This is a genomic window from Mycolicibacterium sp. XJ879 (assembly GCF_053483935.1).
Map to the genome: position 1 here is coordinate 20,870 of NZ_JBEFTH010000003.1, position 26,029 is coordinate 46,898.

Sequence of the window (26,029 nt, forward strand, 5' to 3'; positions counted from 1 at the left end):
ATGCGCTTTTGTCGGAGTGGCGTGTAGGCGGAACGAAGAGACGCGGAAGCCAGGGGGGATCGTCCGTGATTAGTCGCGCCAATGCCAGCTCAGCACCCCCAGGCTCGGTGGTGTGGCTAAGGTGGGCAACCACGATGCGCCCCGCATCGTTCGTGCGTTGATATGTTGACGGTTTCTCGGTCAAACGCTCTTTTCACCTCGATTTGGAGAGATCTTGGTTGGCTGCTTGTACATCGTCACCTTTCTCCTGCTCGCCAGCGTCTTCGGAGTAGCTACGATCTCAATCTCCATCGAGCCACGAAATTAGCCTTCTTCTAAACGATGCGTTCGAAAACTGGGTCACAGCCGCCATCGCTGCGTTCATATCGATCGAAGCCGCTTCCTCTACGAGAGATCGGTCATCGAAGTGCGAGTTCCGCCAATGCGATGCGACTCCACCGGACACCGCTAAAACGCTTTCCCTAGCGCCGCCAATCTCGTTGATAAGCACTGGGGTTCCGCACGCCATTGCCTCCACCGGCATGATGCCGAAATCCTCCACTGCCATATACACAAACAAGGCAGCTCGTCGATACAACTCAATGAGTGCGTTATCACTCACCCGCCCCACGAACGTGACCGGAGTCTGCGCTTCCTTCGCCAATGCCCGAAGTCGTGGCTCATCTGGGCCGGCCCCAGCAAGTACCACCGGCAATCCAAGAATCTCTCCTGCGCGGATTGCAGCGTCGAGATTCTTGTATGCAACAAAGCGGGATGCACCCAATACAAACAGCTCCGGCAGGGCACGGATGGTGGCGATCTCCTCGTCGCACAATTCACCGCTGGAACCGGTTATGCGTTCAATGTCCACCGGCGGATACACTACAGAAGCGCTAACGCCCCAAGCGTCTGCGATTCGATCGGCAACAAACCGACTATTAGCTGCGTAATGCACTTCCCTTGCGGCGTGGCGACGATCCCACCATCTAAAATATGGCCGTCCTATGCGAGCAGCGATAGACCTACCGCGGCTATCCAGGTCGGGCGCCCAAACATAGCGAGCTGGACTGTGTATATATGCAAACGCTGGAATGCCAGATTCTGCTGCACGACTAGCGAGGTGATGTGAAAAGGCGTGCGAACTTACAACCACCCTCTGGACGTTGCTTAGGTCTATCCTCTTCCATGCGCTTCCCATGAATGGCATGGAGGCAACCTTTCGGCCTCGCAGTGGCGTCCGAGCTAACCATGTCTCCTCAACGCCACTGAAGCGGGCCTGATCATCGTTCCACATGCAGATCGCGCGAAAGTGCGGTATTGCGACGCGCATCTGTTCGAACACATTTTCCGAGCCACCAACCTTGGCGATCCATTCGTGTGCAACTAGGGTTCTCATAGCAGCCCCTCACAACTTTGTATCTCGCAATCGTTACGAAATCGAAACGCGGCCAAAGGTATTTACGCATTCTGCCGAAAAAAAGGAAGTTCCGCCTCATACTCTACATGCGCGCTGATTTCGCGGTACCCAGCACGGCGAGAGCGCGATAACTGAGCTTCGGACCGCCGAAAATGCGGTAAGTCAGCTTCAATCTACTGTGCGCACGACCCGCCAAAACCATCTGGATCACTACGGTCAGCATGGGTCGAGGCTCGAATGCTCGTCCCCAGTGAACTATGCTCCATCCGCGGCTTCTTTGCGATATACGTAAAGTATGAAGCCATACGTGGGTTGCGGATCATGTAACAAACATAATCGAATCCAAGGCCAATGATAAATAGCGGAACGAAGAAGCGATAATAGCCGCTCGAGAAATAGCTCGCGTACTCCTCTTCGATTTCAAACCCCGCAGTTTTCAGGCTTTCCCTAAATTCGTGGGAACTCGCGCGATCGTAATATGCTTTGAATCCAAGCACTCCAGACGAGCCCGGCACGAGGTGCAATAGGAGCCACTGCGATACTCGCCGAGGCAGAATACGGTTCAAGATTGCAAATGGTGCGTTTTTGCTCGCGAAGCTGACGATAATTCGGCCGTCCTCACGGAGGGCACGATTGGCACTTTTTAGGAATGACGCGGTGTCCCGCAAATGTTCGATGACAGCTCGACCCATTACCAGATCAACAGATTGGTCTGGAACTCCCAAGCTCGTGCATGCATCGCCACAGATCTTTTGGTCGAGCAGTTCATTTTCGTCCATCTCGGACATGTCGATGTCGAAGCCAATCAGCTTCATGCCTGCGCCCTTTAGAGACGGCGCGAAGTGCCATCGCTTACCGGCGCCGACATCGAGAACCGTTTGCGGTCCTCTTTGAAGAAGATCTGATCCGGCATCGCGATACTTCTCGTATGCGTGCGTCTGTTTCATAACTGACGGCTCAATCCGGTCGCTCAACGCTACGTTCGCGTGCACCATGCGTCGAAAGACGTCGCCTAACAACCTCGACCCTCCTAGACCGCCCGGGGTCACCGTTCCCGGTAGAACAAGACCTCGCGGAATGTCCGGAATATGATCTTGATATCTAGCCATAGCGACCAGTTCTCGATATAGAAATTATCGTAACTCGCACGGTCAGCAATGGAGGTATCACCCCTAAGGCCGCTGACCTGGGCAAAACCCGTAAGGCCGACCTGTACTCGGTGACGATGAGCATAACGATCAAATTGCGTAGAGAACTGCTCGACAAAGTGCGGCCGTTCAGGCCGTGGGCCCACGAGGGTCATGTCGCCTCGAAGGATGTTCAACAATTGAGGTAGCTCGTCGATCGAAGTGCAGCGGAGGAATCTGCCGACGGGCCCGACACGATTGTCAGCGGCCACACACCATAACGTCTCCGACTCCTTTTCGTTGGCCGGCCGCATGGTTCGGAACTTCAGTAATTCGAAGTGCTTCCCATCGCGTCCCACCCTGATTTGCCGGAATACGACGCCGGGCCCACCCTCGATCCGCACGGCCAGCGCTGCGAGCGCTAGCAGCGGCAGAAGGAGGATTAGAGCGGTCACCGCAACGGTGATATCGAATCCACGCTTAATAATTCGTGCTGGTCCCTGAAGTTTCGGGTTGCGAATCCGCATAATCGGAATGGAGCCGATGTGGTCGGCCATCCCGGTCAACGTGTGGAAGTGATACATCCGCGGAACCACAAGTAGATCTGCGTTCTGACACGCTTCTGAACGCACTGCATCCATCAGCGCTCGTTCCTCAAAGTCTCCGTCGGCCACGAGGAGGGTGTCAGCGCCGGTGGCCAACATCGCCTCGTCTAGATCAGCTAGCCCACCAAGGTGTGGTACATACTCCTCGGCTGCGCAATGGTCTCCATTGTCGACGAATCCACACAGTTTGAGCCCATACTGACGGTGCTGCGCAAGGACGCGAGCTAGTTCTGCGGCCGCTGGACCGCCCCCGATTAGAATAGTGCGATGCTGCGCGATTCCTCTCCGACGTCCGATCGCAATGAGCCGCGTGGTTACAACACGGCCAAGTAGCACCAATAAGATGGCCTGACAGGCCGTTTCGAGAAAAATCAGGATTTGTGACTTTTGGTGCAGATAAAGAATTATCGCGGAAACTGCTGCCACAGCCGTGAGCAGCCGGCCAATGATAGACGGCAACTCATCCAGAACGCTGAGATGCAAGCGTGAGATGTACCTGCCACCACCGGTTAACAACAGCGTCGCAAGCACTGCCATTAGGACGGTCGCGTTAATCTGAGGCGGCCGCCACGCAAGGGGCGCCACCATCAACGCGAAGTCAACAACTGGCACAACCATCCAAGCCCGGACACGGCGGAGATACGGCACACCTGCATCTCTGAAATCCGCGGCAGTGTTTGCGCCGCGGCCGACGGTCGTGACCGAGCCGGAACGTACAGTGTCGTCGGCATTTGTCAGGACAGCCAATTCATCTCGGCGGCCCTCAAGTAGGCGGATGTTGTCCGGTATGCGGTTCGCCAACGCAGCGTCATCGGCTAACGGTTTCCAAGTAGCAGTCGAAGGGGTCGGATCAACAACAGTCATGAGCGATCCCTCACCATGGACTGAAGAATGTTGCCGAAGCGGCCTCCCCGCATGCGCGTATCCCCCCACGCTGTCATCCAAAAACCCCCAAGTAGCCGTCCGCCAACGGCTTCGCGGTTGTGAAGTCAGGTCCCCGATGCCGATTCCGGCCTACGTCGCAGTTGCAACGCGCTCCCCGTGCTTCTCAACGTGACAACAAGCATATTAACTGATGCGCGCTGAAGGAATAGGGGTTTTCCCCATGCTTTCACGAAGCCGGGCAGAATTGACAGTCCAGTCAGGGCTGCAACGAACCTGCTGACGGCTTCAACCACGCGGTCTCCGTCTCGTACAAACTCCTGCCCCGAGGGGCGTCGACTCGCCGGCCGTCTCCGGTGACGGCCCAAATGCGGATTAGCTGCGCAATATCCGTAGGAAGTTGTTTACTGAGCCGTTAATACGGGAGGTTAACCGCAGCTATAGGCTTTGTCACCGTTGCGCGGGTAGTTGCTCGTCGACATGTGGAGGTTTGCTGATCCCCCCCGTCTTTGGCGAGGTCAAACGAAAGGACCCGGAGCGGCGAGGCCTCACGCCTGTACTACCTACACTTGTTCTTCCGCATCGCTAACGGTCCTCTGTGGCGAACCAACACGTCGCCCTGCGCGGCCACCCAGCTAACCTCTGTATAGGTTGATCCCTGTGACGTCTCCGGGGACGAGTGACAACGTTCGTAGGGGGTACGGTCTGCAACTACTATTCGTTTGCACTGGAAACATATGTCGATCGCCGATGGCGGAACGATTTGCCGTTGCGTACGCAGCGCGGTTGAACATCCCACACATTAGAGCGTCGAGCGCCGGAATCCGCGCGGTGATCGGACATCCAATGCATCCAGACGCTGCACGTGTTCTTAAGGAGCTCGGCGGAGACCCGTCCAACTTCGCTGCGCGCCAGGTATCGTCAAGTATTGCTTCGGGCGCCGACCTCGTGCTCACCATGACGAAAAAACATCGCGACGCTGTACTCGAACTGGCGCCGCAGAAACTACGCAGGACTTTCACGTTGACCGAAGCCGCTCGGCTCATAACCGACTTGAACGCTCAGGATGTCACGGATCTCGCAGCGCTTCGTCCGCAGTTGGCGCATCAATTGTTGGATATTCCCGACCCAATCGGTCAGAGCTCGGAAGTGCATACAAAGGTCGGTTCACAGATTGCGAAATGCCTACCGCCTATCCTCGAGCTTTGTCGGCGCCTCTCCTCGCCCAGAGTCGATTAGTCGCACACACTGTAGTGGTCATGCGACGATAGACCGACGAAACAACCAGCGTGAACCGGCAACGATTCATGGGGCATGAAATTGTTCAAAGGCCTTTGGGGCGCCCCGGCCCAGCGCATATACCTGCCATCCGGCGTCTGACCAGAACTTGTGGTCAACTGCGTTTCTGGCGTCAAGTAGCCGTGGTTGGCGCACCAACGGCAAGAATGCGTCCGGATCGATATTCTGGTACTCATCCCACTCCGTGGCCAGCACGATCAAATCGGCGTTCCGGCATGCGTCAACGATATTTTGACAATACGTCAATGTTGGAAACTGTTGGCGCGCATTCGAAATTGCTTGCGGATCGTGTACTCGTACTGCCGCGCCTTTGAGATGCATGGCGGCGGCAACGTTGAGGGCTGGTGAATCTCGGACATCGTCGCTGTTCGGCTTGAAGGCGGCCCCCAGCACGGCGACGCGGCGACTTAAGAAGTCGCCACCCAGCATGGCGCCGGCAACAGAGATGACCTTGTCGCGCCGACGCATGTTGATTTTGTCTACTTCGCGCAGGAACGTGAGAGCGTCGGACGCACCCAATTCGCCAGCCCGAGCGCTGAAGGAGCGAATATCTTTAGGCAGGCATCCGCCACCGAATCCCAACCCAGCCTTGAGGAATCGATGACCGATGCGCTCGTCGTGACCCAATGCGTGGCTAAGAGTGACGATGTCGGCATCGGCCACTTCGCAAACCTCAGCCATTGCGTTAATGAACGAGACCTTGGTGGCCAGAAAGGCATTCGCGGCAACCTTGACTAGCTCTGCCGTCGCTAGATCGGTGGTGATGTACGGGGTGCCGCCCTCGATGGTCTTCCCGTACACCTCGATCAGAGTCTTCTCAGCATTTTCGGATGCCACCCCGAACACCAGTCGATCAGGATGCAAAGTGTCTTGCACCGCCGTACCCTCACGAAGAAACTCGGGGTTCCAAGCCACTTCGAGCCGATGCCCGCGGGCCTGTAGATCCTTGTTGTTGGCGAGCCGTTGTGCGGTCCCTACTGGCACAGTCGACTTACCGACGATGAGCGCATCGTGATCTGCGGAGTCCATGATGGACTGCACCGCGGACTCGACGTAACGCAGATCGGCGGCATCAGATCCGGACTGCTGTGGCGTCCCGACACAAATGAAGTGAACATCCGCTCCACGAACCGCCTCCTCGGCACTGCTGGTGAAGCGCAGTTGGCCCGCCGCGAGCGTCGATTCAAGGAGTTCCTCGAACTCCGGCTCGAAGAAGGGGGAGACCGCCTGAGAAAGCGCCTCCACCTTCATTGAATCAGTGTCGTATCCGACGACATCATGCCCTAGGTGCGCCATGCATGCGGCGTGGACCGCACCGAGGTACCCAGTCCCGATTACACTGATTCGCACTGGTGCGCCCCCTACCATCCGAAGATTTGCTGCAGAACTCTCAGGGCTGCTACAGGGTACGCAGCCGAGTCAAACTTAGCTGCTTGCGACGAGCGAAGAACCCGGGGTTTCCCTATCTTGCTGGACCTCCAAAATACACTCGACCACTGTGCGGTTCATAGGCAGAATCCCCGGATGCTGACAGTGTTGAAATAGTCCGAGACCACCGCCCCGGACTCGACCTTAGCGGCGGACGGCATTCGGTAGGGCCTACTCACGCACAAGGACTCTCAATGGAACGGGAAGAAAACCGGCACCAGCGCTGGAGTCGCAGTCAACACCAAAAGAGTCAAAGGTGCACCGAGACGGGCAAAGTCCGTATATCGATAACCACCCATCGCCCACACCATGGTGTTGGTCTGATATCCGATCGGCGTCAAGAACGACAGGCTGGCACCGAAAATTATCACGACGGCGAATGGCAGGGCGTTGAGACCCGATTGCTCGGCTATCGCGATGCCAATGGGGAACATGAGTGCGGCCGCTGCAGTGTTCGAGACCACTTCCGTTACGAGCATCGTGGCTGCGAGGACGGCAGCCAGCAAGCCGTAGGCGCCCAACGTGCCGGCCGCGCTCATCACTAGATGCGCAATAGTCGAGGCGAGGCCGCTGTCCTGCACTGCAATTCCAATACCGAAACTTGTTGCCATCAATAGAAGCACATTCGCGTCTATGGCCCTTCGGGCATCTTCGACCGTCACGATCTTCGCCACAACCAGTCCGAAGGCAATTAGTAGCGATATCTGCAAGAGGCTCATTAATCCGGTTCCAGCCACGACTAGGAGCGCAGCGATGCAGATCTCGACTACCCTCGCGTGCTCGGCCCGAAGAGGTCGATCCCAGTTGACCGGAGCAACGACGGCGAAGTCTCGGTGCTGGCGATATCGTTGGGTGAAATCGGGTCCTGCCAGCACCAGAAGGACGTCTCCAGCCCGCAGGCGCACCTCGCCGAGCTTGCCTTTCAACTGCTCGCTGGAACGATGAACCGCAACAACCGCCGAGGCATAACGACGGCGAAAGCCCGAGGCTTTCAAGCTTGATCCCACCAGCGGTGACCCGGCACTGATGACGGCTTCGACGAACTGGCGCTGCGGATTTCGTGCCAAGTCATCGAAGTGGCGCGCTTCGGCCGAGACGAGCCCCGCCATCCGGTGTAGATCCAATACCCGAGCGAGGTTCCCGACGAAAACCAACCGATCGCCGGCTGCGAGGGGCAAGTTTGGTCCAATCGCCGCAAGCACCTTCTTAGCGCGCTCGATTTCCACCAGGAACACCCCGTCAAGATTGCGTAGGCCAGCTTCAGCAACCGTGACTCCGGCGAGCGGACTATTGGCGGGAATGGTCATTTCCACGGTGAATTCCCGCTCCGGCTCGGCCAGGCTGTCGGTCGGCGTGTGACGCTCGCGCAAAAGGTACGGTCCGAGAAGTATGAGAAGGCCCACGCCGCCGATCGCAAGGGGTAGCCCAACCCCAATGATCGAGAACACGCTCAATCGGCCCAGTCCTGCCCTATCGATCAGATCGTTGACGAACAAGTTGGTCGACGTGCCGATCATCGTCATCGAACCGCCCAGGATGATGGCGTAGCTCAATGGCATCAGGTAACGCGATGGCGACCGTCCTGTGCGCCGACACCACCGGACCACCCGTGGCGCGAGCATTGCCACCAAGGGCGTGTTCGCGATAAACGCAGATACTGCCGCCGATGGTGCGCAGACCCGGAAGAGCTCGCGATGGGGTTGCGAACGAGTTCCGTTACCGAGCATGCGCGATGTCACGCCCTCGAAGGCTCCCGTGACATCTGCCGCTCCGGCCAGCACATAGAGCGCCGCAACTACGGCGAGTGACTCGTTGGCGAACCCATCAAGAACTTGGCCTTGGTCAATCACACCAGTTACAAAGAGGGCCAACACGGCTCCACCCATGATCAATGTTGGGTTGAACCGGTCCAGCACCAGAACCATAATCGCCACTACCACCACTGCGAGGGTGATCCAAGCCTGCAGAGTCATCTTGGCTGCCCCATTAATCTACCCACGCGCGAGGACCCCTCCCCAATCCGCACCGTCTCATCGCTGCCTGAACGATAGGGACTTAAATAGTCGAGCCAAACTAACCGATAGAGTGCCGACGAGATTGCTCCACCACACTGCAGCACCACACCGCAGATGGTGTGTGTCTTTCCAAGAGCGTTTCCCACGGTAGCTGGGACATCGCTAAGGATCGACCGACGAGTCACGCCCTCTGACCGCACGTGGCCGGCTGGTAACGTGCCAATCGCAGGCACAGAGAGGACATGCTGTTCCTTTGTCCAGCAGACTGCGTGTTTGCTTAGCTGTGCTGGCGGTGGCGGCTCTATTGTTCTCCGCCGCCGCGCTGGCCGCGCGATCTCAGAGCCTGTCCAACGTCATTGAACTCATATTTGCAGTCGCATCGCCTTTCACTCCGATACTCGCCATACTCGGGCTCGGCTTCGCATTGTTGGGTCGCAGGCTCCTTCTGTCATTATTGGCGGCTGCCGTCATAGTGATCACTCTGGCGATCCAGGTGCCCTGGTACTACTTCTGGAGTCCGACTGGCCCCGGGCCACATGCCGAGATTCGCGTGCTCTCTTCGAATCTCCGCAAAGGGCAGGCCGAGCCGTCATCATTCGTGGAACTGGCGAGGGAATATGCGGATGTGATCGTGGCGCCTGAATTGACGCCAGAAGAGGTCCGACACTTTTCACAGGCTGGAATCGAAGAGGACTTTCCCTACGCGGCGCTCTCACCAGCACCAGGCGCCGGCGGAATGGGGCTGTGGAGTCGGTTTCCACTCGTCCGGTTGTCGCCAGGTAAGCAGCGAAACACGACCGTAATCGCAGCGCGGTTGCGGGTTCCAGGCACACGGTTCGACCCACTCGTCGCCGGCGTGCACGTCATTTCACCAGTCACTGCCGAAGCCGACTCGTTCAGCAGATGGCAAAGCGGCATCTCCGGCATTAAGGCGACCTTGAATAACCTCACGGAGAAGGCCGGTCCTGCCGCGGTCATTGTCGCCGGGGACTTCAACAGCACCCCAGACATGCGCCAGTTCCGCGATCTTTTGACTGACGGGTACCGCGATGCCGTCGAACAGACTGGAGCGGGCTTCGCGCCGACATTCCCTTCCAACAAGTGGTTTCCACCTGTGCTCGTGATCGACCACATATTGACTCGAAACGCCGCCGCTTCGTCGATCCGAACGGTGAACATTCCCGGCTCGGACCACCGCGCCCTGCTGGCCACCATCAAGATGCCACTCGACCCCACCGCGTCGTGAACATGGCGTCCTGATCACCAAGCAGATCACCAAGCATTAGCAATATGCTCGAATTGCGGCTCTAGCGAAATCTTGCAGCTCGCTTCCGGCCCAGTCCATCTTCTCGATCAGCTCGTTGTTCACCGGCCCCATCTGCGCGTTCGGTCGAGTCCGCGCAAGGCAATATTCCTTTCCGGCGCGGATTACCTCGGTTTGGTTCGCGTAGGGCACACGCTCGAGGTCCAGTAGTTCGAGGAATTGGTCGTCAGCCTCACCGGCGTGCGCGGGCGGAACGGACAAAACGGCGCCGACCGCGACCAGAGAAGCTGCGAACACAGCCGTTGCACCCCGACGAAAGGCAGTTAATCCCATCAATTTTCCCCCTGCAATACCCGGTCGCCTTGTGCCTTGCCGTGTGTTTAGGGCGACCGGACCACCACCGTACCGAACGATCGCGCCGATATCACGAAATCACACGGGCCGCGCTGGCCAACAGCGCCGTCGCGAGTACGAACTGAGCGATCACACGGCTGAGTTCAAACGCTCACGAACGAGGCTAGGTGCACCAACGGCCAGGAATCGGTTTCCCTACCATGTCCCAGCACGCCATCAGATGCCGTACAGGAACCGTCGTCGCCTCGCGGCAATAGGCGCCCCAATCCCGCCCAGCACGCGTCGCACACCAATTTTCGTGATCGCACGGGTAAGTCCCCTGGGGTGGTGGGGTTTCGGGGGTGAGGCGACCGAGGCGGGACTGACTTGAGGTGTGTCGTTGGGCCTTTTGAAGTGGGGCATCGCGTAGTGGTCATTGAGTTACCGACCAAAGTGACTCAAGTAAAGGACGCACCACGCGATGACCCAGGACCATTCTGCCTTGCTCGCCCAGCTCGATGCGCTCAAGTCCGCGGACGCGGGCGCGGTGTTCGCCGAGTTGATCCGTGCTGGACTTCAGGCGTTAATCGAGGCCGAGGCAGCTGAGGCGATCGGCGCCGGCCGCTATCAACGCAGCGAGCAACGCAACACACACCGCAATGGGCATCGGGCCAAGACGGTGTCGACGACATCCGGGGACATCGAGGTCAAGATCCCCAAGCTGCGCGCCGGCTCGTTCTTCCCCTCGCTGCTCGAGCGACGCCGCCGCATCGACAAAGCGCTGCACGCGGTGATCATGGAGGCCTACGTCCACGGGGTCTCCACCCGCCACGTCGATGACCTAGTCGCCGCCCTCGGCGTCGGCTCGGGGGTCTCCAAGTCCGAGGTTTCGCGTATCTGCGCCGGCCTCGACAAAGAGATCGAGGCGTTTCGCACCCGCAGTCTGACCCACACCCAATTCCCCTACGTGTTCTGCGATGCCACGTTCTGCAAAGTCCGCGTCGGGGCCCATGTGGTGTCCCAAGCGCTGATCGTGGCCACCGGGGTGTCCATCGACGGCACCCGCGAAGTACTCGGCACTGCCGTGGGTGACAGTGAATCCTTCGAGTTCTGGCGCGAGTTCTTGGGCTCGCTCAAAGCGCGCGGCCTGGCCGGGGTGCATCTGGTGATCTCTGATGCCCACGCGGGCCTAAAAGCCGCCGTGGCATAGCAGTTCGCCGGATCATCGTGGCAACGCTGCCGGGTGCATTTCATGCGCAACCTGCACGGCGCGGTCGCGGCCAAACATGCCCCGGCGGTCACGGCGGCGGTCAAGACGATCTTCGCCCACACCGATCCCGCCGAGGTCGACGCCCAATGGGATCAGGTCGCCGACACCCTCTCGGCGAGCTTTCCGAAAATCTCGACGATGATGGATGAGGCCAAAACCGATGTGTTGGCGTTCACCGCGTTCCCGCGGGCGCACTGGCAAAAGATCTGGTCGAACAACCCCATCGAACGGCTCAATAAAGAGATCAAACGCCGCGCCGACGTCGTGGAGATCTTCCCCAACCCTGCTGCGTTCCTACGACTGGCCACCGCCGTGGTCATCGAAGCCCACGACGAATGGCAAGTCACCCGCCGCTACCTGTCCGACATCTCGATGGTCGAGCTGCGCAAAGTCATCGCCGCCAAACAGGCCGCCGCCGAACCCGCCGCCAAAGCCCTCGCCGAACAACGCCAAATCGCCTAGCATTCACCCCGACTCGTTGATCACTACGCGTGCACCCACGCCGATCCGAAGTCCACCACGCCACGGGACTCTGTCGATCGCACCACCTGCCCATGCGTGATACTGGATCCATGCCGGGGACCAATGACCCGTGAGCGCAATCGATGCGTTTTATGCGGTGTGGACCAACGCGCGAAATACCTTCGGCCAGGGCACACCGCAGGACGGCGCGCAGTTTGACGACAGCCCTGCGCTTCGGCAGCTGGGCAGCGACGTCGCGAGCGCAGCACCCGGATCGGCGTGGTCGGGCGGCGCCGCCTTCGCCTACGACGCCAAGAACACCGGCCACCGGGCGGTGATCGAGCGCATCGCCGACCTCGACCAGCGGCTGGGCAAGACCGTCGATCAGTCTGCCCGCATCGTGACCGCCGGCCGCCACAACCTCGACACGCTGCGCGACTGGGTGACCGACGCCGCCAACAGCGTCCCGCCCAGCCAGCTACGCGAGCTGCTCTTGACCCAGATCGCCAGCAAGGGCCTCGAGCGGCTAGGCGAGATCGTGCGTGGCGCCAACGCCGACCTCACCGACGTCGCACGCGACATCAGCAAGCTCGGCACCGAGTACGGTGCCCTCAACCCCAAGCAGACCCCCGCCTTCCTCGGCGAGGAAAAGCCCGACGACGCCGACGACGACAAGACCGACATGTCCTCCGGCGACATCAACCAGGTCGACCGCGCCAACCGTGAACTCCTCCAGGAGATGTTCGACGAGTACCAGCAGCTGCCCGACGGGCAGATCAAGACCGACCGGCTCGCCGACATCGCCGCCATCCGCGAAGCCCTCAAAGTCGCCGATTCCCATCTGGTCTACCTGGAAAAGCCCGACGACCCGTCCCAGATGATCCCCGCGGCCGTCTCGGTGCGCGACCCGTTCACCGCCGACCACGTATCGACCACGGTCCCCGGGGTTTCCAGCACCACCCGCGGCACCATCGCCGGCATGACCGGCGAAGCCGCCGAACTGCGCAACGAAGCCAGAGACATCGCCCCCGAACAGGTCGGCGCCAGCCAGAACATCGCCACGATCGTGTGGGTCGGATACCAGCCACCGCTGGACATGACCGATCCCGCGATGCTCAACGACGACCTCGCCCAAGCCGGAGCGCCCAAGCTCACGTCGTTCCTGAGCGATCTCGACGCCGCGTCGACCAACCCGAACCAAACCACCGCCCTGTTCGGGCACTCCTACGGCTCGCTGACCTCCGGTATCGCGCTCGGCGACGGCGCCAGCCAGTACGTCGACAACGCCGTGCTGTACGGGTCGCCGGGATTCCAGGCCGACAAGCCCGCCGACATCGGCATGACCGACGACAACTTCTTCGTGATGGCCGCACGACGACCTGATCAACACCATCGGCGCGCTGGCGCCCTATCACGGCTGGGGCTCGGACCCCAACGACATAATCAACGAGGACGGGAAACTCCGGTTTCGGTTCCAGCACCTCGAGACCGACGCCGGCGACACCCCCATCCCCGGTTACGAAACCAAGATCGGAGCCTCCGGACACTCGGAGTACGGCCGCGACGCAGGAGAACGCATGAGGGGCTACAACATGGCGGCGATACTGCTCGACCGCCCAGATCTCACGGTGAAGGAAACCCCGCTGTCATGGTGACGGGCCGACCCACACGACGGCACCTGGCGGCACTGACCTTCCTGGTGTGCACCTCGACGCTGATAGGCGGCTGCAGCATGACCGACAATCCCCACGAGTCCCACACCGTAACCGGCGATGAGGCAATCGAACTCATCGATTCCATGCGCGACAAGGGCTCCTACGAAGACGCCCGGCAGCGCCTCAACGACACCGCCCGCACCACCGCCGAGCGCATCGTCGCCGCCGTGCCCGGCCAAACCTGGCAGTTCGGCGACGACCCGCACGGCCAGCACATCAAAAGCCAAGGCCTGCCGTGTGACAAGCTCACCGGCGACATCGCCCGACGCCCGATGGCCGACTCCGTGACCTTCGGCCGCACCTTCAACGCCGACGAATTCGCCACCGCCGCCGACATCGTGCGCGAAGAGGCCGCCCAATACGGAGCCACCGACGACTCGTCACTGTTCAACGAAGAAGCCAAACGGGACGTCGCCATCCAGGGCAACGGCTACGAGTTCAAGCTGGGCCAGATCGACGTCGCCACGCTCAACATCACCGGCGACTGCTTCCTGATGCAGAGCGTGATCGACCTGCCCCCAGGGCAATTGCCGCCCGAGCCGCCGATCGTGCCGACGCCCTAGGGCTGCTACCCACTCTGGTTCAGCACCGCCGGCCGTTGCACGTCGTCCTGGCGCAGATCCCCCGGAAAGCACGGCGAAGACCCGATCAGCGAGGGCGCCTGGGTCGGGTCGGGCCGGGTCTGAATCTGCAGCACATAACCGTCCGGCGCGTACCCGAACCGGTTCGGCTTGTCGAAGCCGTCGCGCTCGACCACGTCCCAGCCCCAGCCTTCCCAGATCCCACCGACCTGCGCGATCAACGCGTTGACGTCCGTCCCCGGCGGCACTTCCACGTCCCGCCAATCCTCGAGCTTCACCGGCGCGTCGCGGCCGGCGGGCTCGTCCTCGCAGTAGGTCGTCCCATCCCCAACCATGTAGCGCGTCCCGTCCAAGCTGACGCCCTCCGGCAGCGCGTCGAGCGTCTGCTGCAGATAACGCAGCACCGTGTCCTGCGCCTCCTGCTGGCTCGTCGGGATCTTCGGATCGGCGGGAACCGGTAACTGCTCCATGGGATCTCCTGCGATCTCGGTGGCGCCCGTCGGTGTGGGTGGCCCGAGCGCTCCTGGCTCGTCCGACGAGTTCCCGCAGGCAGCGACGCCTGCCGCGAGCAGTGTCGCGGCGGCTGCGGTTACGAGTTTTCTGCGCATCATGGTGTGAAGGTCGGTGGTGTGACGTCAGTTCTTCCGGCAATGATGCGGCCCATGTTATCCAGTGCCGGGTTACCCGCGCTCCAATAACTGCTGTGCGCGTCGACCGTGGGCGTCCCGAACGGGCCCGCGGCCCCCGGCGCCGCCTCGAACGGGATCCCGCCGAACCGACTGTTCATCGGATCCGGACCCAGCGTCGCATACGTGGCGATACCGATCATGTCGTTCTCCGCGCGCGACGCGAACACGTTGGCCCCCGACGCCAAGCTCAGGTCGCTGGCATTCTCGGCGAGGATACCCGGACTACCCACCGCCACAACGTTGTTCACATCGAGATGATTGCCGTCGAGTGCGGCCGCGCCCATCAACGTCGACCCGTAGCTGTGCCCGATCACCGTATCGATCGACGGCACCCCCTCGTGCGACGCGCGCATCCCCGCCTGGAACGCCGCCAGATCGTCGCCGCCGTCGCGCGCATATCCCGGTGACGCCGCTTCGAACAGGTTCATCGGCCGGTCATAGCCCATCCACGTCGTGACGGAAACGTCCCCGGCCTGCAGGTTCGGATCGGCGCGCATCGTCGCCAGATACATCTGCTCGGACTTCTCGGCGCTGAACTCCAGCCGACCCACGTCCTGCCCGGTGCCCGGCACGAACGTCGCGTTGCGCTTGGCGGTGTCGGGATCGCCCATCGACACCGCCGCGTGGCCCTCGTCGTCGATCAACCCGAGCAGCCGCGGCACCCCGTCGCCCGACTGCAACTCCCCCTCGACCGCCCGGTAGCGGCTCATATCCTGATGCGCCGCGTCCCACTTTTCTTTCCACTCCCGGTAGGCCGGCGGATTCGGGTTCGGGGTGCCCGGGCGACCGCCGGCCGCCCACGCCGGATGCTCCTTGGCCAGCCGGTCGATCTCGGCCTGCGTGTCGCCGATCAGCTCGCCCAGATGCCTGCGGTTGTAGTGGTCCTTGTCGACGAACGGCATCCCCGGATGGTTGCCGACGAAGTGGTCTTGTTCGTAGAGCCAATCCTTTTCGGCTTCGGTCAACTGCTCCCAGCGTTCGTTGAATTCCTTCGGGTCTTCCGGCAGCGGCTCGGCGACCGCCTCCGGCGAGAACTCCGGGATCGGCTGATCACCGTCGGTCATGTCGATCGCGCGGGCCAGCTCATCGTCCACCTGGTTGGCTTCCACCAAAATGGCGTCCAGCCTGGGCTGCAGCTGCATCATCTTGAGCTCGACCTCCATGGGCGACGCGCCCTCCAGCCCGGGCCCGGGCAGGATGCGGTTGCTCACCGGGTCGACCACCATGCCCAGGCTTTCCGCCTCGTCGCGCAGCGCCGCCAGATCGGCCTTGACCTTGTCGATGCCGTCGGCGGCGTTGGCGGCCGCCCGGCCGACCACCAGCTTCTCGTCGCCGTTCAGCTCGAGTTCGCGCCGGATCTCGTCGTTGGTCTGGCCCGCGGCCTCGGCCGCGTCACCGCCCCAGCTTTCGAACGCCGGCAGCGACGCCAGCACCTCGGCGGTGTGAAACGAGGCCTGGGCGCTGGCCTGCGCGGCGTGAAACACCTGACGCACCGCCTCGGCGTTCCACCGATCGATGTCGGCGACCGTCAGCCCCGTCACCGCGGCTCAGAGGTTCTGCTGCGACGCGAGCCGTTCGACCTCCGCCTTCGCCTGCTCGACCTGTTCGGCGCTGCGCTGATCCGTCGCGCCGTACTCGGTGGCCGCGCACTTCAGCGCCTGGCCGTGCTCGACCACCCGGGCCTGCAGAGCCGCATCGGCGGCCTGCCACTGCGCCAACCGCTTCGCCAACGACATCGCCGAGCGCCCGGTCCAGCCGGTCTGCGCCGCCTCGATCTGACCGTGCGCCGAAGTGTGGCCGCTAGCCAACTCCGCGGCCTGACCGTCCGCCTGCACCGCGGAGGTGTCCAGGTGCGACAAATTGGCGCGTAGCTGCCCCGGCATGCGTCTCAGAATACCGGCAGCGTTGGCCATGCTCGTGCACCAATTCTTGGCGCCGAACAGACGCGAAAACCCCTAAACCACGGGCGGTTTTAGGGGTTTTCGCGCCTTCTCGCGCGTCAGCTTACGGGGCGCACATACCCGCATGACCGTGCTAGTCTGTGCGTATGAACGGATCGGCCGCCCCCGCGCTAGACGCGTTGCTGGCTAAGCACCAGATTGACCTGACCGTCGAAGAGGTCCTCGACGAGTTGGATTTCGCGTTTGCGGCAATTCCCGGGGCAACTTCCCTGTCCACAACGGAAGTCGACTTCCTCCGCAAGCACGCTGAACCCCGTGCAACAGCGGTAATCGACACATGGTCGGTGGACAACGAACGAGAAGCCCGCGCCCGCATTGCGGTGCGACAACTCACCGGCGCGCTCTCAGGATCTGTCAGCATCAAAGAAGCCGCCGCGATCCTCGGCGTCGACCGGTCCCGCGTGTCACGGCGCATCACCGGAAAAGCTTTATGGGCCTTCGATCTTCAAGGAAGCCGACGCATTCCTCGCTGGCAGTTTCTTGGTGACAACCTGCTTCCCGGCTTGGATGTGATCGTCCCCGCGATACCACGCGGCACCACCCCCGCGGTCCTGGATGTGTTCATGCACACTCCGCAGCCCGACTTCGACGACCGGACACCGATCGAGCATCTGGCCGCCGGCGGCGACCCCGGCTTGGTTGCCGGATTCATCGCGGACCTCGGGCGCTGGTGAGCGCACGCCCCAAACCGAAGGCGCCCCGAACGCCCCCACGACAGCTCATCAGGGAACCCCACGACGTCACCGACTACACCGGAATGCTGTGGCGGGTCCACCGCACCGAAGGCGAGTACGTGCTGCCCTGGAACAAGCTGCGCACCTACGGGCCGCTGCCGTCGATGCGATGGGACCCACATCCCGGCCCTCATCCCATCTCGGCGGCTGAGGGCGTTCTGTACGCCGCAACCGATATCGCAACCAGCCTCGCCGAGGTTTACCAGCTAACGCGCGTGGTCGACACCCGCGCCGGTGCTCCGACTCTCACCGCGTGGCAACCCGAACGCATACTGCGTCTGCTCGACTTGTCGGGAACATGGCTGCTCCGCAACAGCGCGTCAGCCTCGTTACTTGCCGCACCCCGATCCGCAAGTCGACGGTGGGCCCGCGCCATTTACACGACCTGGCCCGAACTCGATGGTCTATACGTCCCGTCGACCTTGACCGGCCACCCGAACATTGTGCTGTGGAGCAACGCCGCGGACTCGATACCCGCGATGCCGTCGTTCTCCCGACCCCTCACTCATCCGCTCATGTGGTCAATTGTGCAAGCGGCCGCCGCCGAGATCGGCTATCACATCCGTTGAGGGCATTGGCTGGCCTCGGGCGCCCAACAGACGCGAAAACCCCCTAAACCACCAGGCGGTCGCGCTCGAGCCCTGCCAGCCCCATCCTTCCTTCCCAGGTCCAGCCGGTGTCGCCCGCCGGCCACTCGACGTGAGCCGTTGAGGGGCCAGCGCGACGGGCCGACCGTGCTGGCAGCCGCAGTGCCGACTACGCAGGATTGGCAGACCTCGCTTCATGGTTGTCCTGCGGTGGGCCGGAAGGTGTGCATCGTCCATCAGTCCGACCAGCTGAGGCGGTGCAGGCGCATCGCCTCGCTGAGGTCGGGGTCGTCACAGTCGACCGGGTCGGCGCTGACCGGGCTGATCTGCGGTGGTGCGGCGGCGGCGGTGTCGCGTTCGTAGACCGCCCACAGCATCAGGTTGTCGCCGTGTCGGGAGGCGAATTCGATACCGGTAAGCGGCGTTCCCTCGTCTGTCGACAGCGTGTAGATCCACGCGGAGATGGCTTGGGTGAGTGCGCGCGGGCGACTGTCACGGATCGCCGCGGCGTCCAGGTCGGCCAGGCCGAAACCCTGGGCGTCTTTGAGGAATCGGGCCCGCAGCGTGGGTAGCGACTCCTGGTGGCCCGGTGCCGCGAACGTTCCGGCGAGTCGGCCGGACGCGAGCAATCTTGGCGTACACCAGGATCGCGACACACTGCCTGCGAGTGCGGTGGGGTAGGAACCGCTGTCGTCGTCGTTGTCCTCGATGTCGTCGAGTTCCTCGACCACCGCCGGGTCTGCGCGGAAGACCGCCAGGACTTCCAAGTAGCAGGCCAGCGCCGAGGAGCCGGTGTAGAGAGTGCGCCAGGTGCCGTTCGGGTCATCCCAGCGGCCGTGGAACCGCCCGTCGGTGCCGGCGTACTCCCATGGCGTCCAACTCCATGGCTCAGGCTGGTAGCCGACCCGATACACCGCAACATCGCGGCGGCCAACGGTGTGCAGTTCTCCAAAGGAAGTGCGGGTGGGCTCGCCTCGACGCATTACCCGACTGCGGCGAACTGGCGGGCGGCGGTCAGGACCTGCGGGCCCACCTCCTCGAGGTCGCCGTCGCGCAGCACCCGGGCCGGGCTGCGGTCATCGAGCAGCGGATTGAGACCCTGAAACCAGGATTGGGCGACCTCGGCGCTCTCGCGCGCGGTGATCATTGCCGCGGCGCGGTAGGCGACGCGCAGCCGGTCCACATCGGTCGGGTTGGCGATCGTCCGGGTACCGTCGGCCCACTGACGCACTGCCCGCGTCTCCTTGACTTTGCCCAGGTAGGCGACGAGCTTGGAGCCCAGTAGGTCGCGCAGCACCGTGACAAGTTCCGCGGTGCTCATGCTCATCGCGCTGTTGTAGGCGTCCAGATCGGGCTTGGCCGATGTCAACATCGATACCACCTCCGATCACAGTATAGATCACGCAAATACGGAACGTATTACATGCACACCTTCACCAACAGAGAGCCCGTCTGTAGCGGCTGCTACACACATCTTTGTGCGCTACAATTGCTACATGAGTCGTACAGGTTTTGACATCGCAAAGCGTCGCGACCACCTACAGATTCGCGGGCTAACAGAGTCTGAACTCGATGAGACGCTCGAGCAGCTCGAGCTGATCCGAAGCTTGCAGGCTGAGAACGTCGTGAGCAGTGGTGAACTAACTGCGACGCTCTCGGAACTGGTCGAGCTTCTTCGCACACTGCAGGCTGAGCACACCGCAGCTATTCGAGACGATCTGATGCAAGTCCTCATGAGCCGGGAAGTAAGCCTCACTCCCCCAGCGACGCTAATTCAGGCGCAACGATTGGCAGCCCACCGCGTTGCGTTGCTCGCGACGCCCGTCTTCACCCATGAAACGCTGAGCGAGTTGCGCGGGACTGCGAGCGAGTCAAGCACCAGAACATGGCTTGCCCGACGAAGGGATGAGCGCGCACTGTTTACCGTCAACTACAAGGGCAAAACGGTAATCCCGGCCTTCCAACTGGACGAGGGCGGAGAGCCGCGACCCGAGTTGCAGCCCATGTTGTCGGCGCTTCAAAAGGGCGGAATCGAGGGCTGGTCCATTTGGACTTGGCTGACCAAGCCCACCAGTTTCCTCTCCGGCGGTGTTCCCGAAGAAGTGGCGCGCACCAATCCGGATAGGGCGCTGCGCGCCGCCCAACGCTTCGCTGCCGCCCCGGCTGCCTAACCCTCTTGCATGGCCTTTTGCATGACGGCCTACCCGCCGGAAGACATCGTCTGCCCAGACCCAGGCAATTGTGTTGTGGCTGCGACACTTCCGCGGTTGCAGGCAGTCACGTTGGCGGGCGGTACACCCCTATTCCGCGTCTATGACGGGACGTTCGGCTACGACCAACACAATCCTGGGTTTGGTGATACGAGGTTCGCGCCGGTAGACGACCCCAACACCGGCAGTCGGCTACCGAGCATGTATTTGGGCGAGACGCCGACCACCGTGTTGCTCGAAACCATTTTCCATGACGTTCACGACACGGGAAGCAACGTGATCTATGAGCAACACTTATTGGAAAAGCTCTTGGCGCACATCCGGGTTCCGGTCGACGCGACACTCGGCGATCTCCGTGATCCAGCGCTGGACGACCTCGGCCTGAGCCGCACTCAGGTAATGTCGAGCCCGGCGGAGCACTACCCCTGCACGCGCAGGCTGGCCATCACTGCACTCGCGCAACCGCACACTCCGCCACTGCAGGGCCTCATCTGGCATTCGCGGCAAGCCGAGCTCGCCGGTGCACCGCCGCAGGAAGTGATAGTGCTGTTCGGTGCGCGGTACCAATCCAAGCCCGGCAGCTGGAAGCGCGTCCGGCCAGGTCTGCAGAACCTGTACGAAGGACCGGGCCGCCTGTTAGTGGACAAAATTGCCACGGACTTGGGCGCGGTGATCGAGACCGCAGCGCCGTAGCGCAGTTACACCTCGGCGAAGTTGCGCGTCACGGTCGGGTCGACCGGGATGCCGGGGCCCGTCGTCGTCGACAACACCACCTTCTTGAGGTAGCGGCCCTTCGACGACGTCGGCTTAGCCCGCAGGATCTCATCCAGCGCGGCGCCGTAGTTCTCGGCCAGCGCCTTCTCGTCGAACGACGCCTTACCGATGATGAAGTGCAGGTTGGCCTGCTTGTCGACGCGGAAGTTGATCTTGCCGCCCTTGATGTCGGACACGGCCTTGGCCACATCGGGCGTCACGGTGCCGGTCTTGGGGTTCGGCATCAGCCCGCGCGGACCGAGGATGCGCGCGATCCGACCCACCTTGGCCATCTGATCGGGCGTCGCGATCGCGGCGTCGAAGTCCGTCCAGCCGCCCTGGATCCGCTCGATCAGGTCGTCGCTGCCCACCTCGTCGGCACCCGCCGCCTCGGCGGCCTCGGCCTTGTCACCGACGGCGAACACGATGACGCGCGCGGTCTTACCGGTGCCGTGCGGCAGGTTCACGGTGCCGCGCACCATCTGGTCGGCCTTGCGCGGGTCGACGCCCAGCCGGATCGCCACCTCGACGGTCGCGTCCTGCTTCTTGCTCGACGTCTCCTTGGCCAGCTTCGCGGCCTCCAGCGGGTGGTACAGCTGCGAGCGGTCGATCTTCTCGGCGGCTTCGCGATATGCCTTGCTGTTCTTGCTCATTGATCTCTCCTGTAGTTAGAAGTCGTGGTCCTCCGGGCCGATGCCAGCCCTCCCACTACGGACGAACTATTCGACCGTAATACCCATCGACCGGGCGGTGCCGGCGATGATCTTGGCGCCCTGCTCGATGTCGTTGGCGTTGAGGTCTTCCTTCTTGGTCTCGGCGATCTCACGCAGCTGATCCCAGGTCACCTTGGCGACCTTGTTCTTGTGCGGCTCCCCCGAGCCCTTCTGCACACCGGCGGCCTTCAGCAGCAGCTTGGCCGCGGGCGGCGTCTTCAGGTTGAACGTGAAGCTGCGGTCCTCGTAGACGGTGATCTCCACCGGCACGACGTTGCCGCGCTGGTTCTCCGTCGCGGCGTTGTACGCCTTGCAGAACTCCATGATGTTCACACCGTGCTGGCCGAGCGCCGGACCCACCGGCGGGGCGGGGTTGGCCTGCCCGGCCTGAATCTGCAGCTTGATCAGCCCGATGACTTTCTTCTTCGGGGCCATTTCTTCCTCTCGTTTTCAGTGATTTCGGTGCGCTAACGATCGCTCAGCGCTGGTTTGCGCACCGAAATCGCGACTAAGTCGCGACTAAAGCTTGGCGACCTGGTTGAAGGTCAGTTCCACCGGGGTCTCGCGGCCGAAGATCGACACCAACACCTTGAGCTTCTGCTGTTCGGCGTTGACCTCGCTGATCGACGCGGGCAGCGTGGCGAACGGCCCGTCCATCACGGTGACCGACTCGCCCACCTCGAAGTCCACCTCGATCGGCGTCCGCTCGATACCGGTATCGGCGGCCGCAGCCGACGTCGACGCCGCCTTGCCCGGCTTCTTCGCCGCTGCCGGCGGCAGCAGGAACTTCACCACGTCGTCCAACGACAACGGCGACGGCCGCGACGTCGCGCCGACGAACCCCGTCACGCCGGGCGTGTTGCGCACCGCGCCCCACGACTCGTCGTTGAGCTCCATCCGCACCAGGATGTAGCCCGGCAGCACCTTGCGGTTGACCTGCTTGCGCTGGCCGTTCTTGATCTCGGTGACCTCTTCGGTGGGCACCTCGACCTGGAAGATGTAGTCGCCGACGTCCAGGTTCTGCACGCGGGTCTCGAGGTTGGCCTTCACCTTGTTCTCGTAGCCGGCGTAGCTGTGGATGACGTACCAGTCGCCGGGCTTGAGCCGCAGCTCCTTCTTCAGCGCGACCGCCGGATCCTCTTCCTCTTCCTCGGCGGGCTCGACGTCGGCCGCGGGCGCCTCACCGGCAGCGTCGGCGGGGGTGGCCGCCTCATCGCTCACGGCAGCACCGGCGACGTCGGCTTCCTCGGTCGCCGGGTCGGTGGTGGCTTCCGTCACCTCGCTGTCGACAAGGTCGACGGCCTCGGCCGAAGGCGTGTCGCCCTCGAAGCTAGTCACGTGTCAGTCCTCTCACTTCTTCTGCTCGTCAGCCGAACACCAGGTTGATGAGCTTGCTCAGGCCATAGTCGACTCCGAAGATCAGCGCGACCATGAACGCCAGGAAGATCAGCACCACGGTGGTGTAGCTGATCATCTGCTTGCGGTTCGGCCAGATGACCTTGCGCAGTTCGGCGACGACCTGGTTCAGGTACGTCCAGACGAACAGGAACGGGTTGCGCCCACCTTTTCCGGGACCGTCGCCCCGCTTCTTGGCGGTCCGCTTCTTTTTCCCCGCGCCGTTCTTGGTCGGAGCGGCCTCGGTACCGGTGTCCAGGTCGACGGCCGAGCTCTCGCCCTCGCCGGCAGCACCGCGCCGCGACCGCTTCCCGGTGGGCCGCTGCGGTGTCACCACGGCGGTCCGACCGTCGCCGTCGGGCCCTGGGTTGCTGCCGGCGCCTGTCGAACCAGGGCGTGCCGGCTCGGAATCGCTCACCGCATGCCTTTCGTCTGTGTGGTGTGGTCACCTTCCAGTGTCCACACTTGTCGAGTATTCAGTTGAGCAGGGGCGACAGGACTCGAACCTGCAACCTGCGGTTTTGGAGACCGCTGCTCTGCCAGTTGAGCTACGCCCCTTCAGGATGGCACGGCAGGCAACCATCCGTTCCGGGGCTCACACAATTCGCGCGCTCCCCGTTCGGCTGATCAAAGCCGGTGGACAGCGCGCTGTACTGGGAAAACCCCGAGGTACGAGTGTAGCGCGCCACCCTTGTCAGTTACTAATCCGCCGGTTGACCGTTGACCTCGTCGGGATCGGTCGGGTCATGCACGACGGGTTTGCGCGTTACCTGACCCGTCTTGGGGTCCCAGCCCGCCGAGATCGAGTTGTCCCCCTCATGGCCCATCAGCGTCGTGAAGGACTCCATCACGACCTCGCCGGTGGGGTCGGTGAGCACGTTTCGAGTGGTGACGATGTCGGCGCCGAAGCGTTCGTCGACGCTTTCGATGCGCAGGACGCCGGTCAGCGCGTCACCTTCTTTGATCGGCCGGTGGAACTTGAACTTCTGGTCGACCTGCACGATCTGCATGGTCTCGAAGCCGATGTCGTTGTGCTGAAAGAAGTGGCGCTGGATCATCACCGCGAAGATCGACATGAATGTCAGCGGCGCGACCAGGCCCTCGTGCCCGGCGGCCTGGGCGGCCGCCACGTCGAGGCTTTCGGGGTCCTCGGCCTGGATCGCGTTGGTGTACTGGCGGATCTGCTCGCGGCCCACGACGAACGGTTCGGGGTACTCCCAAACCATGCCCCGGATATCGAGTTTGAGCGCCATGACCTATGCCAACTTCGCGATGGCGATCGCGCGGCCGAAGATCTTCTTGCCCCCGGCGGTTGCCGACAACGCGATGGTGACGGTCTTGGTTTCGGGCTCAACGGATTTCACGCGTCCGTTGAAGATGATCTCGGCGCCGACGCCGTCGTTGGGCACCGGCACCACCGCGGTGAAGCGCACGTTGTACTCGCTGACCGCGGCCGGATCACCCACCCAGGAGGTGACGTAGCCGCCGCCCAGACCCATGGTCAGCATGCCGTGGGCGATGGCGGTGTCCAGACCCACCTGCTTGGCGATGTCGTCGTCCCAGTGGATCGGGTTGAGGTCACCGGACACCCCGGCGTAGTTCACCAGGTCCTGCCGTGTCAGCGGGATCACTTTCTCGGGAAGCTGATCACCCACCTTCACCGAATCGAACTCACGCAGTGGCATCGCTGAAACCCTCTTCTTCCTCACCCGCACGACCCGCCAGGGTCGTGTACGTCTCCTGCATCACGTCACCCTTGTCGTTGGTGACGACGGTCTTGAGCACGACGATGTCGGTGCCGTGGGCCTGGCGCACGGAGTCCACTGACACATCGCAGTAGAGCTTGTCGCCGGCGAAGATCGGCTCGATGTACTTCAGCACCTGGTCGACCTGCACGATCTTGGCGTCTTTGATCTCGACGTTGGCGTGCTCGAAAAACGCCACCTGGGCCATGTAGCCCAACACCGAGGTGAACGTCAGCGGCGCGGGCAGCCGATCGTGGCCCAGCTCGGCGGCGGCCTTCTCGTCGAAGAACGGCGGATCATCGTTTTTGACCGCGGTCGCGTATTCGCGCACCTTTTCGCGGCCCACCACGTAATGGTCGGGATAGCGAAAATGGATCCCGACGATGCGCTCTGACAGAGACACGCTTGGGCTGAACCTACCTAGTTACCGCGACTCTTTGTGCGGTTGGTGCTTGCCGCAGTTCGGGCAGAACTTCTTGATCTCGAGCCGGTCGGGATCGTTGCGACGGTTCTTCTTGGTGATGTAGTTGCGGTGCTTGCACACCTCGCAGGCCAAGGTGATCTTGGGCCGTACGTCGGTACTGGAGGCCACTTGTGTCGTCCTTCTACGCGTTCGTCTTGGTGTTGTAGCGGTGGGGGGACTCGATCCCCCGACCTCACGATTATGAGTCGTGCGCTCTAACCAGCTGAGCTACACCGCCTTACCGGCGCCGCCGCGCGAACCAAGCTACCCGTCGCTTCGCTCGCCCCGGCTGTTCCACCGAGCCCCCTAACGGAATCGAACCGTTGACCTTTTCCTTACCATGGAAACGCTCTGCCGACTGAGCTAAGGGGGCCTGCTCCCGCACCGTGCGGCGGGCCTTAA

Annotated in this window: 26 protein-coding genes, 3 tRNA genes and 2 pseudogenes; 9 read left to right on the forward strand and 22 right to left on the reverse strand. The window is 62.2% G+C overall.

What is annotated here, in order from left to right; translation table 11 throughout:
* Positions 1-280: 280 nt before the first annotated feature.
* The 3 genes from ABQF13_RS07240 to ABQF13_RS07250 form a co-directional block, all read right to left on the reverse strand.
* Positions 281-1,375 (reverse strand): glycosyltransferase, encoded by a 1,095-nt coding sequence (locus tag ABQF13_RS07240; RefSeq protein WP_448392069.1) that lies wholly within the window; start codon positions 1,373-1,375, stop codon positions 281-283.
* A gap of 194 nt (positions 1,376-1,569) precedes the next feature.
* A complete protein-coding gene (locus ABQF13_RS07245; protein ID WP_448392070.1) occupies positions 1,570-2,343 on the reverse strand; it encodes a class I SAM-dependent methyltransferase in 774 nt (257 codons plus the stop codon).
* A gap of 98 nt (positions 2,344-2,441) precedes the next feature.
* The gene (locus tag ABQF13_RS07250; protein ID WP_448392071.1) at positions 2,442-3,992 is read right to left on the reverse strand and encodes a sugar transferase; all 1,551 of its coding nucleotides are present in this window, start codon (positions 3,990-3,992) and stop codon (positions 2,442-2,444) included.
* A 678-nt stretch (positions 3,993-4,670) separates the two neighbouring features.
* Between ABQF13_RS07250 and ABQF13_RS07255 the strand changes: the two genes are divergently transcribed.
* Positions 4,671-5,249: an arsenate reductase/protein-tyrosine-phosphatase family protein gene (locus ABQF13_RS07255; protein ID WP_448392072.1), complete on the forward strand. Its 579-nt coding sequence runs from the start codon at positions 4,671-4,673 to the stop codon at positions 5,247-5,249.
* Positions 5,250-5,315: 66 nt separating this feature from the next.
* Here the strand turns inward: ABQF13_RS07255 and ABQF13_RS07260 are convergent, their stop codons facing one another.
* Together ABQF13_RS07260 and ABQF13_RS07265 are read right to left on the reverse strand one after the other, a co-directional pair.
* A complete protein-coding gene (locus ABQF13_RS07260) occupies positions 5,316-6,659 on the reverse strand; it encodes a UDP-glucose dehydrogenase family protein (protein ID WP_448392073.1) in 1,344 nt (447 codons plus the stop codon).
* Between the two features lie 269 nt (positions 6,660-6,928).
* Positions 6,929-8,710, reverse strand: a complete 1,782-nt coding sequence (locus tag ABQF13_RS07265; RefSeq protein ID WP_448392074.1) for an SLC13 family permease — start codon at positions 8,708-8,710, stop codon at positions 6,929-6,931.
* 295 nt (positions 8,711-9,005) lie between these two features.
* On the opposite strand from ABQF13_RS07265, the gene ABQF13_RS07270 reads away from it, so the two are divergent.
* Complete coding sequence (locus ABQF13_RS07270; protein WP_448392075.1) at positions 9,006-9,998, forward strand: endonuclease/exonuclease/phosphatase family protein; 993 nt, start codon at positions 9,006-9,008, stop codon at positions 9,996-9,998.
* Between the two features lie 36 nt (positions 9,999-10,034).
* Here the strand turns inward: ABQF13_RS07270 and ABQF13_RS07275 are convergent, their stop codons facing one another.
* The gene (locus tag ABQF13_RS07275) at positions 10,035-10,349 is read right to left on the reverse strand and encodes a DUF732 domain-containing protein (RefSeq protein ID WP_448392652.1); all 315 of its coding nucleotides are present in this window, start codon (positions 10,347-10,349) and stop codon (positions 10,035-10,037) included.
* Between the two features lie 481 nt (positions 10,350-10,830).
* Here ABQF13_RS07275 and ABQF13_RS07280 point away from each other — a divergent pair.
* The 3 genes and pseudogenes from ABQF13_RS07280 to ABQF13_RS07290 all read left to right on the forward strand — a co-directional run bounded on the left by ABQF13_RS07280 (position 10,831) and on the right by ABQF13_RS07290 (position 14,359).
* Positions 10,831-12,081 (forward strand): annotated as a pseudogene (locus ABQF13_RS07280) (IS256 family transposase).
* Between the two features lie 130 nt (positions 12,082-12,211).
* Positions 12,212-13,736, forward strand: a pseudogene (locus ABQF13_RS07285) (alpha/beta hydrolase).
* Positions 13,730-14,359, forward strand: coding sequence for an LppA family lipoprotein (locus tag ABQF13_RS07290; protein WP_448392076.1), 630 nt, complete (start codon positions 13,730-13,732; stop codon positions 14,357-14,359). The pseudogene ABQF13_RS07285 and the gene ABQF13_RS07290 overlap by 7 nt, the downstream one beginning before the upstream one ends.
* A gap of 5 nt (positions 14,360-14,364) precedes the next feature.
* On the opposite strand, the gene ABQF13_RS07295 is transcribed toward ABQF13_RS07290, so the two are convergent.
* From ABQF13_RS07295 to ABQF13_RS07305, 3 genes are read right to left on the reverse strand one after another with little or no spacing between them, the layout of a single operon-like run.
* The gene (locus ABQF13_RS07295) at positions 14,365-14,988 is read right to left on the reverse strand and encodes a hypothetical protein (protein WP_448392077.1); all 624 of its coding nucleotides are present in this window, start codon (positions 14,986-14,988) and stop codon (positions 14,365-14,367) included.
* Complete coding sequence (locus ABQF13_RS07300; protein WP_448392078.1) at positions 14,985-16,607, reverse strand: alpha/beta hydrolase; 1,623 nt, start codon at positions 16,605-16,607, stop codon at positions 14,985-14,987. Before ABQF13_RS07300 ends, ABQF13_RS07295 begins: the two co-directional genes overlap by 4 nt.
* Positions 16,608-16,613: 6 nt before the next feature.
* Positions 16,614-16,949: a WXG100 family type VII secretion target gene (locus ABQF13_RS07305; protein WP_448392079.1), complete on the reverse strand. Its 336-nt coding sequence runs from the start codon at positions 16,947-16,949 to the stop codon at positions 16,614-16,616.
* A gap of 164 nt (positions 16,950-17,113) precedes the next feature.
* Here ABQF13_RS07305 and ABQF13_RS07310 point away from each other — a divergent pair, with 164 nt between their 5' ends.
* Together ABQF13_RS07310 and ABQF13_RS07315 are read left to right on the forward strand one after the other, a co-directional pair.
* Positions 17,114-17,701: a helix-turn-helix domain-containing protein gene (locus tag ABQF13_RS07310; RefSeq protein WP_448392080.1), complete on the forward strand. Its 588-nt coding sequence runs from the start codon at positions 17,114-17,116 to the stop codon at positions 17,699-17,701.
* Positions 17,698-18,330, forward strand: coding sequence for an RES family NAD+ phosphorylase (locus ABQF13_RS07315; protein ID WP_448392081.1), 633 nt, complete (start codon positions 17,698-17,700; stop codon positions 18,328-18,330). The genes ABQF13_RS07310 and ABQF13_RS07315 overlap by 4 nt, the downstream gene beginning before the upstream one ends.
* A 254-nt stretch (positions 18,331-18,584) precedes the next feature.
* Here ABQF13_RS07315 and ABQF13_RS07320 read toward each other — a convergent pair whose 3' ends face one another.
* Complete coding sequence (locus ABQF13_RS07320; RefSeq protein ID WP_448392082.1) at positions 18,585-19,331, reverse strand: RES domain-containing protein; 747 nt, start codon at positions 19,329-19,331, stop codon at positions 18,585-18,587.
* Positions 19,331-19,720, reverse strand: a complete 390-nt coding sequence (locus ABQF13_RS07325) for a hypothetical protein (RefSeq protein WP_448392083.1) — start codon at positions 19,718-19,720, stop codon at positions 19,331-19,333. The genes ABQF13_RS07320 and ABQF13_RS07325 overlap by 1 nt, the downstream gene beginning before the upstream one ends.
* A gap of 124 nt (positions 19,721-19,844) precedes the next feature.
* On the opposite strand from ABQF13_RS07325, the gene ABQF13_RS07330 reads away from it, so the two are divergent.
* Together ABQF13_RS07330 and ABQF13_RS07335 are read left to right on the forward strand one after the other, a co-directional pair.
* Positions 19,845-20,519, forward strand: a complete 675-nt coding sequence (locus tag ABQF13_RS07330) for a hypothetical protein (protein WP_448392084.1) — start codon at positions 19,845-19,847, stop codon at positions 20,517-20,519.
* A gap of 96 nt (positions 20,520-20,615) precedes the next feature.
* Positions 20,616-21,251 (forward strand): RES domain-containing protein, encoded by a 636-nt coding sequence (locus tag ABQF13_RS07335; RefSeq protein WP_448392085.1) that lies wholly within the window; start codon positions 20,616-20,618, stop codon positions 21,249-21,251.
* A gap of 5 nt (positions 21,252-21,256) precedes the next feature.
* Here the strand turns inward: ABQF13_RS07335 and rplA are convergent, their stop codons facing one another.
* The 11 genes from rplA to ABQF13_RS07390 form a co-directional block, all read right to left on the reverse strand.
* Positions 21,257-21,964: a 50S ribosomal protein L1 gene (gene rplA, locus ABQF13_RS07340; protein WP_448392086.1), complete on the reverse strand. Its 708-nt coding sequence runs from the start codon at positions 21,962-21,964 to the stop codon at positions 21,257-21,259.
* Positions 21,965-22,030: 66 nt separating this feature from the next.
* The gene (gene rplK / locus ABQF13_RS07345; protein ID WP_448392087.1) at positions 22,031-22,459 is read right to left on the reverse strand and encodes a 50S ribosomal protein L11; all 429 of its coding nucleotides are present in this window, start codon (positions 22,457-22,459) and stop codon (positions 22,031-22,033) included.
* A gap of 84 nt (positions 22,460-22,543) precedes the next feature.
* A complete protein-coding gene (gene nusG, locus ABQF13_RS07350) occupies positions 22,544-23,362 on the reverse strand; it encodes a transcription termination/antitermination protein NusG (protein ID WP_448392088.1) in 819 nt (272 codons plus the stop codon).
* Between the two features lie 28 nt (positions 23,363-23,390).
* The gene (gene secE / locus ABQF13_RS07355) at positions 23,391-23,837 is read right to left on the reverse strand and encodes a preprotein translocase subunit SecE (protein WP_448392089.1); all 447 of its coding nucleotides are present in this window, start codon (positions 23,835-23,837) and stop codon (positions 23,391-23,393) included.
* 67 nt (positions 23,838-23,904) lie between these two features.
* Positions 23,905-23,977 (reverse strand) — tRNA-Trp (locus tag ABQF13_RS07360).
* Positions 23,978-24,120: 143 nt separating this feature from the next.
* Positions 24,121-24,672, reverse strand: coding sequence for a (3R)-hydroxyacyl-ACP dehydratase subunit HadC (hadC, locus tag ABQF13_RS07365; protein WP_448392090.1), 552 nt, complete (start codon positions 24,670-24,672; stop codon positions 24,121-24,123).
* Between the two features lie 3 nt (positions 24,673-24,675).
* A complete protein-coding gene (hadB, locus tag ABQF13_RS07370; RefSeq protein WP_448392091.1) occupies positions 24,676-25,104 on the reverse strand; it encodes a (3R)-hydroxyacyl-ACP dehydratase subunit HadB in 429 nt (142 codons plus the stop codon).
* Complete coding sequence (gene hadA / locus ABQF13_RS07375) at positions 25,091-25,567, reverse strand: (3R)-hydroxyacyl-ACP dehydratase subunit HadA (protein ID WP_448392092.1); 477 nt, start codon at positions 25,565-25,567, stop codon at positions 25,091-25,093. The genes hadB and hadA overlap by 14 nt, the downstream gene beginning before the upstream one ends.
* Positions 25,568-25,588: 21 nt before the next feature.
* On the reverse strand, positions 25,589-25,756 hold the full coding sequence (gene rpmG / locus ABQF13_RS07380; RefSeq protein WP_059101288.1) for a 50S ribosomal protein L33: 168 nt from the start codon (positions 25,754-25,756) through the stop codon (positions 25,589-25,591).
* Positions 25,757-25,791: 35 nt separating this feature from the next.
* Positions 25,792-25,865 (reverse strand) — tRNA-Met (locus tag ABQF13_RS07385).
* A gap of 62 nt (positions 25,866-25,927) precedes the next feature.
* Positions 25,928-26,000, reverse strand: a tRNA-Thr gene (locus ABQF13_RS07390).
* Positions 26,001-26,029: the final 29 nt, after the last annotated feature.